Origin of the sequence: Streptomyces sp. NPDC006134 (assembly GCF_040628835.1) — a bacterium.
GTDB lineage: Bacteria > Actinomycetota > Actinomycetes > Streptomycetales > Streptomycetaceae > Streptomyces.
In genome coordinates this window covers 1-14,303 of sequence record NZ_JBEXTV010000036.1, presented here as the reverse complement: position 1 = coordinate 14,303, position 14,303 = coordinate 1, and the positions used below count along the sequence as shown (strand labels likewise).

The 14,303-nt window shown below is 74.5% G+C and carries 12 protein-coding genes; 3 read left to right on the top strand and 9 right to left on the bottom strand.

Annotated features, from left to right (window positions below; translation table 11 throughout):
- Positions 1-77 precede the first annotated feature (77 nt).
- The 4 genes from ABZ340_RS22945 to ABZ340_RS22930 form a co-directional block, all read right to left on the bottom strand.
- Positions 78-1,592 carry a sialate:H+ symport family MFS transporter gene (locus tag ABZ340_RS22945; protein WP_358783670.1) on the bottom strand — a complete coding sequence of 505 codons (1,515 nt, stop codon included), beginning with the start codon at positions 1,590-1,592 and terminating at the stop codon, positions 78-80.
- Positions 1,593-1,714: 122 nt separating this feature from the next.
- The gene (locus tag ABZ340_RS22940) at positions 1,715-2,644 is read right to left on the bottom strand and encodes a dihydrodipicolinate synthase family protein (protein WP_358783669.1); all 930 of its coding nucleotides are present in this window, start codon (positions 2,642-2,644) and stop codon (positions 1,715-1,717) included.
- Between the two features lie 81 nt (positions 2,645-2,725).
- Positions 2,726-2,902: a hypothetical protein gene (locus tag ABZ340_RS22935; RefSeq protein ID WP_358783668.1), complete on the bottom strand. Its 177-nt coding sequence runs from the start codon at positions 2,900-2,902 to the stop codon at positions 2,726-2,728.
- A gap of 337 nt (positions 2,903-3,239) precedes the next feature.
- Positions 3,240-4,172, bottom strand: a complete 933-nt coding sequence (locus ABZ340_RS22930; protein ID WP_358783667.1) for an RNA polymerase sigma-70 factor — start codon at positions 4,170-4,172, stop codon at positions 3,240-3,242.
- 180 nt (positions 4,173-4,352) lie between these two features.
- Between ABZ340_RS22930 and ABZ340_RS22925 the strand changes: the two genes are divergently transcribed.
- Positions 4,353-4,886 (top strand): carboxymuconolactone decarboxylase family protein, encoded by a 534-nt coding sequence (locus ABZ340_RS22925; RefSeq protein ID WP_358783666.1) that lies wholly within the window; start codon positions 4,353-4,355, stop codon positions 4,884-4,886.
- Here ABZ340_RS22925 and ABZ340_RS22920 read toward each other — a convergent pair whose 3' ends face one another.
- The 5 genes from ABZ340_RS22920 to ABZ340_RS22900 form a co-directional block, all read right to left on the bottom strand.
- The gene (locus ABZ340_RS22920) at positions 4,887-5,513 is read right to left on the bottom strand and encodes an acetoacetate decarboxylase family protein (protein WP_358783665.1); all 627 of its coding nucleotides are present in this window, start codon (positions 5,511-5,513) and stop codon (positions 4,887-4,889) included.
- A 124-nt stretch (positions 5,514-5,637) separates the two neighbouring features.
- The gene (locus ABZ340_RS22915; protein ID WP_358783664.1) at positions 5,638-6,351 is read right to left on the bottom strand and encodes a GAF domain-containing protein; all 714 of its coding nucleotides are present in this window, start codon (positions 6,349-6,351) and stop codon (positions 5,638-5,640) included.
- 349 nt (positions 6,352-6,700) lie between these two features.
- Positions 6,701-8,827 (bottom strand): prolyl oligopeptidase family serine peptidase, encoded by a 2,127-nt coding sequence (locus ABZ340_RS22910; protein ID WP_358783722.1) that lies wholly within the window; start codon positions 8,825-8,827, stop codon positions 6,701-6,703.
- 344 nt (positions 8,828-9,171) lie between these two features.
- On the bottom strand, positions 9,172-10,956 hold the full coding sequence (locus ABZ340_RS22905) for an N-acetylglutaminylglutamine amidotransferase (RefSeq protein WP_358783663.1): 1,785 nt from the start codon (positions 10,954-10,956) through the stop codon (positions 9,172-9,174).
- 255 nt (positions 10,957-11,211) lie between these two features.
- Positions 11,212-12,402, bottom strand: a complete 1,191-nt coding sequence (locus tag ABZ340_RS22900) for a glutamate--cysteine ligase (protein ID WP_358783662.1) — start codon at positions 12,400-12,402, stop codon at positions 11,212-11,214.
- Positions 12,403-12,892: 490 nt separating this feature from the next.
- On the opposite strand from ABZ340_RS22900, the gene ABZ340_RS22895 reads away from it, so the two are divergent.
- Both ABZ340_RS22895 and ABZ340_RS22890 read left to right on the top strand, forming a co-directional pair.
- Complete coding sequence (locus tag ABZ340_RS22895; RefSeq protein WP_358783661.1) at positions 12,893-13,342, top strand: nuclear transport factor 2 family protein; 450 nt, start codon at positions 12,893-12,895, stop codon at positions 13,340-13,342.
- Positions 13,343-13,460: 118 nt separating this feature from the next.
- Positions 13,461-14,129, top strand: coding sequence for a 1,4-alpha-glucan branching protein (locus ABZ340_RS22890; RefSeq protein WP_358783660.1), 669 nt, complete (start codon positions 13,461-13,463; stop codon positions 14,127-14,129).
- The last annotated feature ends 174 nt before the right edge of the window (positions 14,130-14,303 follow it).

The window sequence follows — 14,303 nt, the reverse complement described above, 5'->3', positions numbered from 1 at the left end:
GGACGGGTGCCGGTGCCGGTGCCGGGACCGGGGCCGGTGACGCAGGCCCCCGGCACCGGCCGCCGGGTGCCGCCCGGTCAGCGGTCCGTCGGGCGGGTGCCGGTGTCCCGCCGCGGGCGGCCCGCGGGGGGCGGCGGCTTCCGGGCGGTGGCCGTCGCCGCCTCCACGAGGAGATGGTCGGGGACGGCTTCGGGATCGGCGAACCGGTTCAGACGACTGGGGATGTCGCAGCCGATCAGCACGATCACCACGAGGGTCAGGGTGAAGGTGAGGACGGCGAGCGACTGGCCCAGGGACATCGCCGAGGCCAGGTGCGCGCCGAGCACCGGGGCCACGGCGCCGCCCAGCGCACCGACGTTGTAGGTGAAGCCCAGGGACGCGGCGCGGGTCTCGGTCGGGAAGTGCCCGGCGATGAACTTGGGCAGCAGCCCCGAGACGCCCTGCATGCAGGCGAGCATCAGGAACAGCAGGACGCCCAGCCCGAGCAGGCTGCCTTGGACGGCGAAGACCGGGAAGACGAAGGCGAGGCCGGCCAGCAGGGTGCCGGCGTACGCCCTGCGCGTGCCGAACCGGTCGCCGAGGAAGCCGGTGGCGACGCATCCGGCCATGGTGCCGAAGCCGGCCCAGTAGAGCGCGTCGCTGACCTGTGCCGGGGTGTAGCCGAGCTCGGTCTTCAGGTAGGTCGGCAGCAGGGCCTGGACCGGCCAGCTGTAGAGGAACGCGCAGAAGACGGTGACGCACAGCGCGACGAGGAGCGGCCAGCGCCTGCGTCCGCCCAGCTGCACGGCGAACGCGGTCAGGCAGGCCGCCGCCACGACGGACAGCACGGGTACCGCCCCGGCGCCGAGCGGGGTGAACACCGCGAGGAGCGAGCCGGTGGCGACGGCGGCGAGGACGGTGTTGGCCCAGGCGCGGGCGCGACCGGCGAACAACGGCCGGAACGGGTTCGGCCGTTTCCCGGCGGCTCCCACCCGCGCCTCCCAGTCGTCGGCCTCGGGCAGCGCCCGGCGCACCCACAGGGCGACGGCCACGGGCAGCAGCCCGATGTAGAACAGCCAGCGCCAGCCGTGGTCCGGCACCACGTGCTCGTAGACCTCGGCCGCCAGGACGCCACCCAGGGAGAAGCCGGAGATGAGGAATCCGGAGGCGCGGTTGCGCAGGCGGGCGGGCCAGGTCTCCAGGACGTAGGTGGCGCTGGCGCTGTACTCCCCGGCCATGCCCATGCCGATCAGCAGGCGGGCGGCGAACAGGCTGGTGTAGTCCCAGGCGAACCCGCAGGCGAACGTGCCGAGGGAGTACAGCAGAATGCCGGCGACCATGGCGCTCCTGCGGCCGAAGCGGTCGCCGAGGGCGCCGAGCAGGGCGCCGCCGAGCCAGCGGGTGACGAAGGCGCCGGAGACCAGGCTCGCGGACTCGACGGCGGACAGGCCGAAGTCGTCGGCGATCTCGGTCAGCACAAGGGTGATCAGGACGAAGTCGAAGCCGTCCAGGACGTAGCCGAGCCAGGCGGCGAAGAACGACTTCCCCTTCTCCCGGCCGATCTCGCGGTACCAGGGCGGGGGCTTCGGGGCGGTGCGCGCGGAGGACTTCACGGACGCTCCGGGGCAGAGGAGTCGGAGGTGGCAGGGGAAACGGAGGGAGGCAGAAGAGACGGAGGGAGGCAGAAGAGACGGGGGAAGTCCGGAGAGACAGAGGGCCAGAGCAGTCAGAGCAGTCAGAGGAGACCGGCCTCGGCGAGGTGGGTGCGGATGCGGTCCACGGCGGCCGGGCCGAGCGGTACCTGCGGTGCGGCGGTGGCGGCGCAGTCGATGAGGCCGAGCAGGTGGGTTGCCGCCTTGAAGGCGCCGAGCGCGGAGGAGCTCGGCCCCATGGCGGCCGGGTCGCCGGCCTCGGTGAGCGCGAACAGGGCGGCCAGCCGGTCCTGTTCGGCCTTGGCGGTCGTCCAGTCCCCGGCCCGTGCGGCCTCGTAGAGCCGTACGTAGCCGTGGGCGTCGACGTTGCCGAGACCGGGCACGACGCCGTCGGCTCCGGCCAGCAGCGCGCTGTCGACGGTGAGTTCGGAGCCGGTGAGGACGGTGAAGCCGCGGGTACGGCGGCGCGGGTCGACCAGGAGGCGGCGCAGTGATCCCTCGTCGCCGCTGGAGTCCTTGAGTCCGGCGAGCGTTCCCTCGGCGGCGAGGTCGAGCACCACGTCGCGGGGCAGCTTGGTGTGGACGGCGGACGGGATGTCGTAGGCGAGCAGCGGCAGGCCGGCGGCGGAGCGGACGCGCCGGTAGTGGTCGGCGATCTCGACGGGGTGGGTGCGGGTGTAGAACGGGGCGGTGGCGACGAGCGCGTCGGCGCCCGCGCGGACGGCGTCGGCCGCGCGTTCCCCCACCCGGGCCGTGGTCATGTCGATGACCCCGGCCAGGACGGGGACGCGGCCCGCGGCGGTGTCCACGGCGGCCTCCAGCGCCGTCAGCCGCTGGGCGTCGGTGAGGTAGGCCGCCTCTCCGCTCGACCCGAGCAGGAACAGGCCGTGCACGCCGGCCCCGATCAGGTGCTCGGTGAGCCGGCGCACCGAGGGGACGTCCACCTGTCCGGCCGGGGTGAGCGGGGTGAGGACCGGCGGGACGACGCCGCGCAGGGGCAGGGGGAAGGGCATGGGGGCTCCAGGTCTCGCGTTGATCGTCCGGGTTCCGGGTGTTCCGCGCGGGGCTGTCCGGTCCGCACCGTGACCGCGTACTCAGAGGGGGGCGGCACCGAGGCCGGTCCCGCTTCCGTCCGGGCGGTGGTGGACGGCGTTCCGGGCGCCGCTGCCGTAGGGCTCGCGCTTCGGGGGCTCCGGTCCGTGTCCGGCGATCCGTGCCGAGTGCGGGCCGGGTACGTCGACGGGGATGCCGGCGAGAAGGGGGACGGCCATGCGGCCATCGTAGGGGGCATGCCCCGGATACGCCGGAGACCCGCCACGGGGTGATCTCGGGGCGTCGAGCACCCGCCCCACCACCCGTTCGGCTCAGTGTCGTGGGTGGTTCAGCGCCGTGGGTGGTTCAGCGCCGTGGGTGGTTCAGCGCCGTGGGTGGTGATGTCGTGTTCCGTCCACGGGGTACTTACCGGAGCCGGGCGAGATCTGGCATCCGGACGTCGGCTTCGGTCCGCGAGCAGTGCCACGGCTGAGCCCTGGCGTGGTGACCGTCGGCGGCCGGATGCCGAGGCGAGCCGAGACGCCGGCCTCCCGCCGCCGTCGAGAAGGCCCGGTCTCAGCGCCGCAAGGTGGTCTCCCGTTCCAGATAGGACAGCTTCTCGGGATTGCGCACGGCGTAGAGCCCGGTGACGAGGCCGCCGTCGACGTGCAACGCCATGACGGTGTCGATCGCGCCGTCCAGCCGGACGACCAGCGCCGGGTCGCCGTTGACGCGGGCCGGCTGCAGCGCCATCGTGGCGGCGATCCTGCCCAGTACACGGGCCACCCGATCGGCCCCCACGACGGGCGCCAGTGCGGCCTGCACGACTCCGCCGCCGTCGGTCAGCAGGACGACGTCCGGCGCGAGGACGTCGAGCAGGCGTTGCAGGTCGCCCGTTTCGACCGCCCGCCGGAACGCCTCGACGGTGCGGCGGGTCTCGGCGGCGGAAGCGGCCCCGCGCGGCCGGCGCGCGGCGACGTGGGCCCGTGCCCGGTGGGCGATCTGGCGGACCGCGGCCGGGGTCTTGTCGACGGCCTCGGCGTTCTCGTCGTACCCGAGGCCGAACACCTCGCGCAGCACGAACACCGCCCGCTCGGTCGGGGCGAGCGTCTCCAGTACCAGCAGCATCGCCATCGAGACGCTGTCGGCCAGCTCGGCGTCCTCGGCCACGTCGGGCGCGGTCAGCAGCGGCTCGGGCAGCCAGGGGCCGACGTAGGACTCCTTGCGCCGGCCGAGCGTCCGCAGATGGCTCAGCGCCTGCCGGGTGGTGATCCGGACCAGGTACGCGCGCTGGTCCCGCACGGTGCCGGGATCGACGCCGGCCCACCGCAACCAGGTCTCCTGAAGGACGTCCTCGGCGTCGGCGGCCGAGCCGAGCATCTCGTAGGCGACGGTGAACAGCAGGTTGCGGTGGGCGACGAACACCTGGGTCGCGCTGCCCAGGCGGTCGTCCCGAACGGCCGGCCCGGAGGCGTCCCTCGCCCGGTCGCTCGTGGTTCGGTCGTTCATCGCCGGCTCCTGCCCTTCGCTCTCGGCCGTGTCGTACACCAGACGCCGGCCCGCACCGCCCTGTGACATCCGCGCGAGGTGACGCACGCCACATCGCCGCGCCGTCACACAGTCCGGGCGGCCGGCATCTCGTGTTCGTCCGGTACGGCAGCACACGACACCCCGAGTGAGGACGACGTCATGGAACCTCGTTTCAACCTGTTCGACAGCCCGACCGCCGCGAAGATCGCCAAGCGGTTCTACAACACCTCGTCGGCCCTGGAAGAGTCGACGCTGCCGAAGGCCCTGCGGGAGCTGGTGGAGCTGCGGGTCGGCCAGCTCAACGGCTGCGGTTTCTGCGTCGACGTCCACACCAAGGAGGCCGCGGCCGCCGGTGAGACCGCGCTCCGGCTCAACCTGGTCGCCGCCTGGCGGCACAGCACGGTGTTCACCGAGGCCGAGCGGGCCGCGCTGGCGCTCGCCGAGGAAGGCACCCGGCTCGGCGAGCGCGGCGTGTCCGACGCGACCTGGGCCGCGGTGCGCGAGCACTACGACGACGACCAGGTCGGTGCGCTGGTCTGCCTGGTCTCCCTGATCAACGCGGCCACCCGGATGAACGTGATCGTGCACAACCCGGGGGGCTCGTACGAGCCCGGCATGTTCGCCGATACGCCGAGCCGACCGGCAGACGGGACGCGGCCCGGCTCCGGCCGAGCCGTGCACCGGACGCAGTGATCACGGGCGGTGCGGGGCCCTGCCGAACAGCATGCGGGCATCCTCGTACAGGACGCTCAGCAGCGGGCGGCGCCGCCCCGGACCGCCGGGGCCGGCCTCCCCGAATTCCCAGGAGGCGCGGGCAGGCCGGGCCCGGCCCCGGCACCTGACCGGGCTGATGTGGAGCCGGCCCGCGCGGGTCTGGGCCACGGGGAAGGCCACGGGGACGCGGAGGGAGACCCTCGTGAGGGCACGGAACCGAGCCGCGCAGAGGAGGTGCCCGTGCTCGGCACGTGCCCGCGCGGAGAACGTGTCGTGGCCGGTGACCGTGAAGACGGCGAGCTCCTTCGGAACCCCCCACAGGGCGCGGCCCCCGGCACGCGAGGCTTCGCTGTCCACCCAGATGCCGGTGATCGTCGCCATCGGCCGGAAGCGCCGCCGGACGAGAACCGCCCGCAGAACCTCCCTGTAACGCAGGACGCCGTCGCCCTCGTACACGGCCCAGGCCGTGCCCACCAGCGCGCGGCCGAGCAGGGTGACGGGCCGGACTTCCGGCGGCAACGGTGCGGTCACGTCGCTCCGCGGCACCGTCCATACGGACACGTACAGCCGCCCCTCGAGGTGCCACGGCTCCGGGGGGTACGTCACCTTGCCTCCTCTCCCCGGCCGGCCGGGTTCCGGGCCCCGACCGCCGCACGTGGCGATCCGCCGCACGTGGCGATCCGCCGCACGTGGCGATCCGCCGCGCAGGGCGGTCCGCCCGGCTGCGGGGTCACGGCGCTCCGGGCGGCTCCCGCAGGACGTCCCGGGTGATGTCGGCCAGCGACCCGCCGCTGCGGAAGGCTTCGGCGCGCATGAGGGCCAGTGCGTCCTCGGGGGTCAGCCCGCGCGCGGCGGCCAGGGCGCCGACGGCACGGGCGGTGTCGAACCAGTGGGCGCGGACCGTCTCCTCCGGCTCCCAGGACGGGGCCCGGGCCCCGGTGACGATCATGTCGCGGGTGGGCAGGAGGGCCGCCGTCACCGCGTCGGCCACGAGGGACGCCTGTTCCAGCGCCCCCTTCCCCAGGGCGTGCGGGCGCAGGGCGAGCAGGTCGATGGACCCGAGGACGTAGTCGCCGAAGAAGACGGGCAGCGCATAGACCGACTCCACCTGCGGCAGCTTCTCCCGCATGCTCGCCCCGAACAGGGGCCAGGGCGACACTCCGGTCCGCAGGTCGTCCACCGCCACGGGCTCGCCTTCACGGGCGGCGGTGATGCAGGGCCCTTCCAGCACCGTGAACTGGATCTCCTCCAGCAGCAGCGCGGCGTCGCCGGAGGCGGCGAGCAGCTGGCGGGACGGCGTGTCGGTGAGGAGCGACACGGTGGCGCCGTCCATCCCGAGCCCCTCGCCCACCGCCGCGCACACCCGCCGGGGAACCTCCTCGACGGGTACGTCCGCCACGGCCTCCGCGACCATCCGCGCCGCTTTCGTCACGTCGGGCGTCATCGCGTCGTCCTCCACGGCTCCGGTGGAGGCGGGGCAGAAGGCAGGACGCACGTCAGGCGCCCGGCCGCCCGCCCGCCGGACGCGGCGCGCGGGGGCCACCGCCGGTGCGGCGGCGTCACCGGGTGGAGAGGACAGGTCATGCCCACGCAGGTACCCGGTCCGGCCGTGGGCACGCCGGTGAGCGGGGGACGGCGGACGGCGGACCGCGGGGTCCGCCTCTGCTCCTCTCCACGCGTCGGCGCCGGGCGGCGCCGCGTCCCGGAACGCCTCGGGCCGCGCCCCGGGCCGTCTCAGGCCGCGTCCCGGGACGCCTCGGACCGCCTCGGACCGCCTCGGGCTCTCGGCCGTCTCAGACCCCCAGACGGCGTTCGATCCAGTCCGCCGCCGTGCGGCGGAAGAGACGGCGGTTGTCCGCCCGCCGGAAGTCGTGGCCCTCGTGGTGCAGGACGAGGAGCTCCGCCTCCACCCCGTGCTCCCTGGCCGCGCGGACGAACTGCTCCGACTCCCCCGGCGGCACATTGGTGTCGTGCTCGCCGTGGACGGCCAGCACCGGAGCGCGCAGCGCGTCGACCCGGCTCATCGGCGACAGGGAGCGCAGCAGGTCGCGGTCGCGCTCCGGATGGCCGTACTTGTGGGCCGCGGACTGCGCGATCCACGGCTCGGTGCCGGCGAAGAAGGTCGCGAAGTCCGACATCCCGCAGACCGCCACACCGGTGCGGAACAGATCCGGGTGCCACACCAGCGAGGCCATCGTCAGATAGCCGCCGTAGGAGCGGCCCATCACGGCCAGGCGCCGCGGGTCGGCCAGCCCGGCCAGGACCACGTGGGCCGCGCAGTCGGCGACGTCGTCGATGGCGGCGAACCGTCCCCTGCCGAGGTCCGCGTCGACGTAGGAGCGCCCGTAGCCGGACGAGCCCCGCACATCGGGCGCGAAGACGTCCAGTCCCCGGCCGAGCAGCTCGTGGTAGACGGGGTTGAACTCGGGGCGTTCCTGCTCCTCCGGCCCCCCGTGCAGGTGGATGACGCAGGGCGCGGGCTCACCGGGTGAGCGGCCCGGCGCGCGGTAGTACCAGCCGCCGAGGGTGAGGCCGTCCCTGGCGACGGGACGCATCGCCACGGGCCTCACGGGCGTGGTACGGCTGCCCGGGGCCACGTCCTCGTCGCGGGAGGACCACGGGGTGCGCAGGGCCGTCCCCTGCGGCAGCCACCACACGCCGGGGCGGCGCTGCGACCCGGACAGGGCCACGATCGGGCTGTCCGGGTCGTGGGCGGGCGCGATGCGGGTGACCACTTCGTGCGGGAGCGGTACGGCACGGGAGGAACCGTGCACGGCCGGAAGCGGCGCGTCCCGCGTCCCCGGGGCGGAGGAGGCGGCGCCGGTGTCCGGGGTGAGGGCGAGGATCTCCAGCTCGCTCACCCCGCGCACGTTCCAGGAGAGCGTGGCGCTGCGTCCGTCGTGGCCCAGGACCAGCAGTTCCAGACCGCAGTCCGCGCGTTCCGCGGCGACGGTGAGTTCCTGCCGCATGCCGCGCGGGTCGAGCCGGACCGCGTACAGGGCGGCGAACTCCCGGTCGTGGTCGCTGCGCAGCCACAGCGTCCGGCCGTCCGGCGAGAACCCGCCGATCCAGGGATCACCGTCGGCGACCGGCACCGCGCAGGTGATCCGCAGGTCGTCGGTGCGTACGACGAGGGCCTCCCGGCGTGCCCGCGGCCCCCGGCGCAGCAGTGCCAGCCGGCCGTCGCGGCTGACGTCGCACACCCGGAGGGTGGCCGCGCCGCGTTCGCTCGCCAGGAACACGGGCGCGGTCTCGCTTTCCGGGTCGACGAGGTAGGTGGACAGCGTCAGAGGGGCCGACCCGTCGGGAGCCGTCCGGTCGTCGCCCGCGCCGGGGCCGCCGGCACGGACGGCGGCCGGTCGCGCGACCGTCCCGGCCGGCGGTCCGCCCAGGAGCACGGCCCGGCCGTCCCGCGCGGCCCAGCCCGGCGGATGGGAGGAGACGGCCGTACCGGCATCGGCACGGGTGGGCGCGGCGTCCACGTCGGTCTCGTCGGCGCTCGGGGAAGGCTCGGCGACGGTCACCGCGAGGGCCGAACCGTCGTGCCGCCAGCAGCCCAGGTGAGCGGAGCTGCCCGGCTCGGCGCCGGCCAGGATGCGGCGTCCGGTGCCGTCGGGGCGCACACACAGCACCCGGGTGTGCTCCCCGCCCTCCGGCGCGATGGTGTACGCGATCCAGCGGCCGTCCGGGGACCAGGACACCTCGATCACCGGGTCCGGGTCGGAGTCCAGCAACTGCGCGTCGGCGCCGTCGACCGGTCCCGTCCACAGTTGCGGTACGCCGGTCCGGTCGCAGATGAAGGCGACGTGCCGTCCGCCGGGGTCCACGGAGGGGTACCAGCAGCCGTGGGCCGTCAGCAGGTGGGGGATGTCGTGGGCCGCGGCGGCGTCCGGCAGCGGCAGGGGTTCGGGGGCGGGCATCGGCGCCCGGGGCGGCGGACCGCCCAGGGTCTCGGACGGTGTGTCCTCCCGGACCGGTGGCGGCCGATCGTCCAGAGCCGGGGAGGAGGGATCCTCCAGGGCCGGGGAGGACGGACCGTCCAGGGCCGGGGACGGCGGATCGTTCAGCGCCGGGGACGACAAGCCGCCCGAGACGCCCGAGGCCGGGGACGGCAAGCCGCCCGGGAGGTCCTCGGCCCGCTCCTCGGCCCGGTCGGCGGCCCGGTCGGCGGCCGCCGGTCCGGCCGGTGCGGCGCCCGTCGGCCGGACGCCGTCCAGGGAGGTCTCCGGCGGTCCGGCCTGGTCCTCCGGGGCGCGCCCGCCGGTCAGCGGATTCCGTGCGTCTGCAGCCATAGCTCCAGCAATGCCACCTGCCACAGCGTGTTCGCTCCCCGGTGGGTGCGGTGCGCGTCGGGCTCGGCGAGCAACTCGGCGACGTACTCCTGCCGCAGGACCCCGCGCGCTCTCGCCTCGGGGGCGGTGAGGGCGTCGCGGACCCGCTCCAGCACCGGGCCGGCCATGTGCTTGATCGCCGGCACCGGGAAGTAGCCCTTGGGCCGGTCGACGACCTGCCGCGGCAGCACCTTGCGTCCGGCGGCCTTCAGCACGCCCTTGCCGCCGTCCGCCAGCTTCAGCTCGGGCGGGCAGGCGGCGGCCAGCTCGACCAGTTCGTGGTCGAGGAACGGCACGCGGGCCTCCAGCCCCCAGTCCATGGTCATGTTGTCCACCCGCTTGACCGGGTCGTCGACCATCATCACGTGCGTGTCCAGCCTCAGGTCCGCGTCGAGTGCCGTCTCGGCGCCCGGGGCCGCCATGTGCGCGCGGACGAAGTCGCCGGAGACGTCGTCGCGGGGCAGCAGGCCGGGCTCCAGGATGCGGGCGAGGCCGGCGTGCGGCCGGTCGAAGTAGGCGTCGATGTACGCCTCGGCGGCGCGGGGGCGCGGCACGCCCGCCATGGCCGGGTACCAGTGGTAGCCCGCGAACACCTCGTCGGCGCCCTGGCCGCTCTGGACGACCTTGACCTCCTTGGCGACCTGCTCGGACAGCAGGTGGAAGGCGACGACGTCGTGGCTCATCATGGGCTCGCTCATGGCCGCGACCGCCCCGTCCAGGGCCCGGGAGACCCGGTCCGAGGGGACCAGCAGCTGGTGGTGGTCGGTGCCGAAGTGCCGCGCCACCAGGTCGGAGTAGCGGAACTCGTCCCCCTCCTCGTCCCCTTCCGCGTCGAATCCGACGCTGAAGGTGGCCAGGTCGCTCTGTCCCTGCTCGGCCAGCAGGGCCACGATGAGGCTGGAGTCCAGGCCGCCCGACAGCAGCACGCCGACCGGGACGTCGGAGACCATCCGGCGGCGTACGGCGGTGCGCAGCGCCTCCAGCACGGCGTCCGTCCAGTCCTCGGCGCTCATCCCGGCGTGCTCGGGCCGCCGGGTGTACTCGGGCTGCCAGTAGCGGTGGTCGCGGTGGGAGCCGTCCGGCTCGATCACCCGGACCGTGGCCGGCGGGAGCTTGCGCACCCCGTTGAGCACGGTCCGGGGCGCGGCGACGGTCGCGTGCCAGCTGAAGTACTGGTGCAGGGCGACCGGGTCCAGCGAGGTGTCCACGTCGCCGCCGGCCAGGAGCGCCGGCAGGGAGGAGGCGAACCGGAGCCGTTCCGGCGTCCGCGCCAGGTACAGCGGCTTGACGCCGAGCCGGTCCCGGGCCAGGACCACCCGCCCGCTGTCCTGTTCGACGAGGGCGAAGGCGAACATGCCGTAGAAGCGGTCCACGCAGGCCGTGCCCCACTCCTCGTACGCCTTGAGGACGACCTCGGTGTCGGAGTCGGAGAAGAAGCGGTGGCCGAGCGCGCGCAGCTCCTCCCGCAGCTCCCGGTAGTTGTAGACGCAGCCGTTGAAGACGCCGACCACCCGCCCGCCGGGGTCGGCCATGGGCTGGGCACCGCTCTCCGACAGGCCGATGATCTTCAGGCGGCGGTGGCCGAGGGCGACCGGTCCCTGGGCCCACAGCCCGCGGCCGTCGGGGCCCCGGGGTGCGAGCCGGTCGGTCATCCGCTCGACTGCCGCGATGTCCGGCCGGCCGTCGTCGAACCGGATCTCACCGCTGAGGCCACACATCAGGCGGACCCCCTTTCGACGAGGTGCCCTGCCTTCGGCGGCCGTCCGGCGGCCACCACGCGGGGCACGGCAGGGGACGGGAGCGGAGACAGCGGCAGGGACGAGGGCAGGGACAGGGGCGTGCTGGACATGAAGGGCTGGCTCTCCTTGGTCACGTTGGTCACGGAAGCGGGTGCCGGCGCATCCGGCCGGGCCGGCGGCTGACCGGCCGGTGCGGGACGGGACGTACGGGAAGGGGGTCGGACGGCATCCGGATCAACCGACCATGTCCCCGGCCGCCGTACCGTGCAGGGACGGAAGACCGCCGAGGACCGCCGCCGGGGCGGCCGGCCGCCGGGGCGCGGCGGCGAGACGGCGTGCGGCGTACCTGCCGCGGGTCTCGTCCACCATCAGACCGACACTGGCGAGCAGGTCCTCCTCCGCCGCCGCGCGCCGCAGCCGGTGCGCGGAGCTTCCGGTGCTCAGGGCCTGCTCCAGGAGCGTGTGCACCGTCTCCCAGTCGCCGGACGCCTCCAGGGCCGGACGCAGCCGGTCCCGCATCCGGCGCAGCACCTCGGCGGCGGGTGCGGCCCGCCGGGTCCGCGGGTCCACCAAGGTCCCTTCCAGGCCGGAGCGGGCCGCGCGCCAGGTCGCGGCGCGCAGCCAGTCGTGGTGGCCGTCGCATCCGGGGCCGCCGCCGTCCGCCAGGCGCTCGCAGGCGTCGCGTACCAGTGCGCGGAACAGACCGGCGACCAGCACGACCGTCTCCACCCGCGGGCAGGCGTCGCAGATGCGCAGCTCGAGGGTGCGCTGGTGCGCCGACGGCCGTACGTCGTGGTAGACCATCCCGGCGTCGCTGATGACGCCGGAGGCGATCAGTCCCTCGACGGCGGCGTCGTACTCCTCGGCGCTCGCATGGCAGCCGGCCGGTCCGGCGGTGGGCCAGCGCTGCCACAGCATGGTGCGCCAGCTGGCGTACCCCGTGTCCGCGCCCAGCCAGAACGGCGAGCTGGCCGACAGCGCCAGCAGGGGCGGCAGCCAGGGGGAGACCAGGCACATGGCGCGGACGGCGGTGTCCCGGTCCGGCACGTCGACGTGGACCTGGGCACTGCAGATGAGCTGCTCGTCGGCGACCTTGCGGTATTCGTCGGCCATGTGCCGGTAGCGGGGGTCCGCGGTCACCTCGCGCGGACTGACCCGGGCCAGCGGTACCGTCCCGGCCGCCGCCACGGCCAGGCCGAGCGAGGAGGCCGCCGCGTCCAGTCGGCGGCGGGCACCGGACAGGTCGGCGTAGAGGCCGTCGAGGGTGTCGTGCACGCCGCTGTTGCGCTCCACGACCGACTGCTGGAGCTCGGTGGTGAAACCGGGTCTGTGCACCCGGTCGAGCACGGCGCGGGCACGTGGCACCAGTCGTCCACTGCCCACGTCCAGCACGTGGAACTCTTCCTCTGCTCCGATGCGCACCATGCCGCGTCTCCCCTTGCCGAGCGAGTCCTCCGGCCGGCTGCCGCTCTCCGCACCTCGTGGCGGTCGTGGATGCCGGTCCGTGGTGTGCCGAGTGCCCCGCCTCACCACTCGAAAGCCTCCTCGCCACCACGATGCGCGTCACATGTCTCACCTGAGCGGGCCGCACCGCGGGCTCCTCCCGGTGATCCCGGCGATTCCCCGCGCCGGCGGCCAGGTGCCCGGACGCCGCGTGCCGGGATGCCGGCCGGATCCGGACCGCGACGCCTGCCCGGAGCGCCGGGCGCGCCGACGGCGGAGGGCCGGAGGGACGTCCCGACGACGGCGCCGGGGAGCGCGTCAGGCGCCAGTGACCTGCGCGTTCCCCTCCGCCCGGTGCGCTCGGGGACGACGGCCGCCGCACACGGAACGTGCAAACCTACCCATTCCTCACTATTCGCATAAATTGCTCTCGGCGCACTCCGCGCTCCCTTTTCCGCGAAAGGCTCACGAAATGTCCGTCGACACACAGATCCGCCTGCTCGTGGACCGTGCAGCGATCACCGAGGTACTCCATTCCTTCGCCCGCCACCTGGACGAGAAGGAATTCGAGGGATACGCGGCCCTGTTCACGGAAGACGGGGTTCTGGAGCTGCCGGACACGGCACACCGGGGACGCGCGGGGCTCGCCGACTTCGTACGCGCAGACCTGGGCCGGTACCACCGCACCCATCACATCAGCGCGAACCACCAGATCACCGTCCAGGGCACCACCGCGCGATCCCGGTCCTACCTGCACGCCGTGCACGTGCCCGAGTCCGGCGACCCGACGCACTGGTGGGCTGTGGGCGGCTGGTACGACAACACCTACCGCAAAGAGGACGACGCGTGGCTGATCGCGTCCGTGCGGGTAACGCCCGTCTGGCGGGGAGGCACCGCCTCGCCCCTTGCGCACCGGCCCTGAACGGACGGTCGCAGAAGCCCCGCGTCTCGTGGATCTTGCCGGGGAACTTCCCTGCCGGCGCCGCGCAGATGGGAAGGTATGGAGGCTTGCCTCTATTCACAAGGAGAGAATTTTCGCCATGGCCGTCATCCACCACACCTCCATCAAGCCGACCAAGCTCGAACTGCTCACCGCCTGGCTTCCCGCCCGGCCCTGGTACCGCGGCGGCGCGGGCGAACCGCAGTTGGCCAAGGCAGGCGGCTTCCGGCTCGACGACCCGCAGGGCGAGGTCGGGATCGAGTTCATCGTGGTCACCGACACCTCCGGCGCCGACCCGGTCAGCTACCTGGTGCCGCTGACCTATCGCGGAGCCCCGCTCGACGGGGCGGAGCACGCTCTCGTCGGCACCATGGAGCACGGGGTGCTGGGACAGCGCTGGGCCTACGACGGCTGCCACGACCCGGTACTGGTCGCCCAGTTGCTCGCCCTGATCGAGGGTCACGCCCAGGCCCAGGCCCAGAGCGTCAGCGACGCCCCCGACCGGGAGGTCACCCGCTCCTACACCGGCGACGGCCCCCTCCGCCCGGACTTCGCCACGCTCACCGCCACCGACGACCGAGAGGGCACCGAACTGCCGGTCGCACCCGGCACGGCCCTGCGTCTTCAGCGGGTCCTGCAGCCCGCCCCGGACGGCCGTCCCGCCCTTCCCCAGGGGGCGGCAGGCCATGTGGCCGGCGCCTGGGACACCCCGGACGGCGCCCGTGCCCAGGGGCTGTTCGCCGTCCTGCACGCCGGCCCTCGGGCCTGAGCCGCGCCGCTTCGGGTGAACGGCCCGCTGACGCGGGTCACGCTCGGCAGGAGGATCTGACGGAGGCCGAGCGGGGGGGGGCCGGCCCCGCCGCCCCCCCCCCCGCCGGGCGCCCCCGCGCGCCCCGGGGGGCGGGCCGGCCGGCCCCCCGTAAGGGGGGGGGGGGGGGCTGGG

Excerpts from the sequence above, each read along its gene's own strand:
- ABZ340_RS22940 (WP_358783669.1), bottom strand. The coding sequence starts at position 2,644 with ATGCCCTTCCCCCTGCCCCTGCGCGGCGTCGTCCCGCCGGTCCTCACC.
- ABZ340_RS22935 (WP_358783668.1), bottom strand. The coding sequence starts at position 2,902 with ATGGCCGTCCCCCTTCTCGCCGGCATCCCCGTCGACGTACCCGGCCCG.
- ABZ340_RS22930 (WP_358783667.1), bottom strand. The coding sequence starts at position 4,172 with ATGAACGACCGAACCACGAGCGACCGGGCGAGGGACGCCTCCGGGCCG.
- ABZ340_RS22925 (WP_358783666.1), top strand. The coding sequence starts at position 4,353 with ATGGAACCTCGTTTCAACCTGTTCGACAGCCCGACCGCCGCGAAGATC.
- ABZ340_RS22915 (WP_358783664.1), bottom strand. The coding sequence starts at position 6,351 with ATGACGCCCGACGTGACGAAAGCGGCGCGGATGGTCGCGGAGGCCGTG.
- ABZ340_RS22910 (WP_358783722.1), bottom strand. The coding sequence starts at position 8,827 with ATGCCCGCCCCCGAACCCCTGCCGCTGCCGGACGCCGCCGCGGCCCAC.
- ABZ340_RS22905 (WP_358783663.1), bottom strand. The coding sequence starts at position 10,956 with ATGTGTGGCCTCAGCGGTGAGATCCGGTTCGACGACGGCCGGCCGGAC.
- ABZ340_RS22900 (WP_358783662.1), bottom strand. The coding sequence starts at position 12,402 with ATGGTGCGCATCGGAGCAGAGGAAGAGTTCCACGTGCTGGACGTGGGC.
- ABZ340_RS22895 (WP_358783661.1), top strand. The coding sequence starts at position 12,893 with ATGTCCGTCGACACACAGATCCGCCTGCTCGTGGACCGTGCAGCGATC.
- ABZ340_RS22890 (WP_358783660.1), top strand. The coding sequence starts at position 13,461 with ATGGCCGTCATCCACCACACCTCCATCAAGCCGACCAAGCTCGAACTG.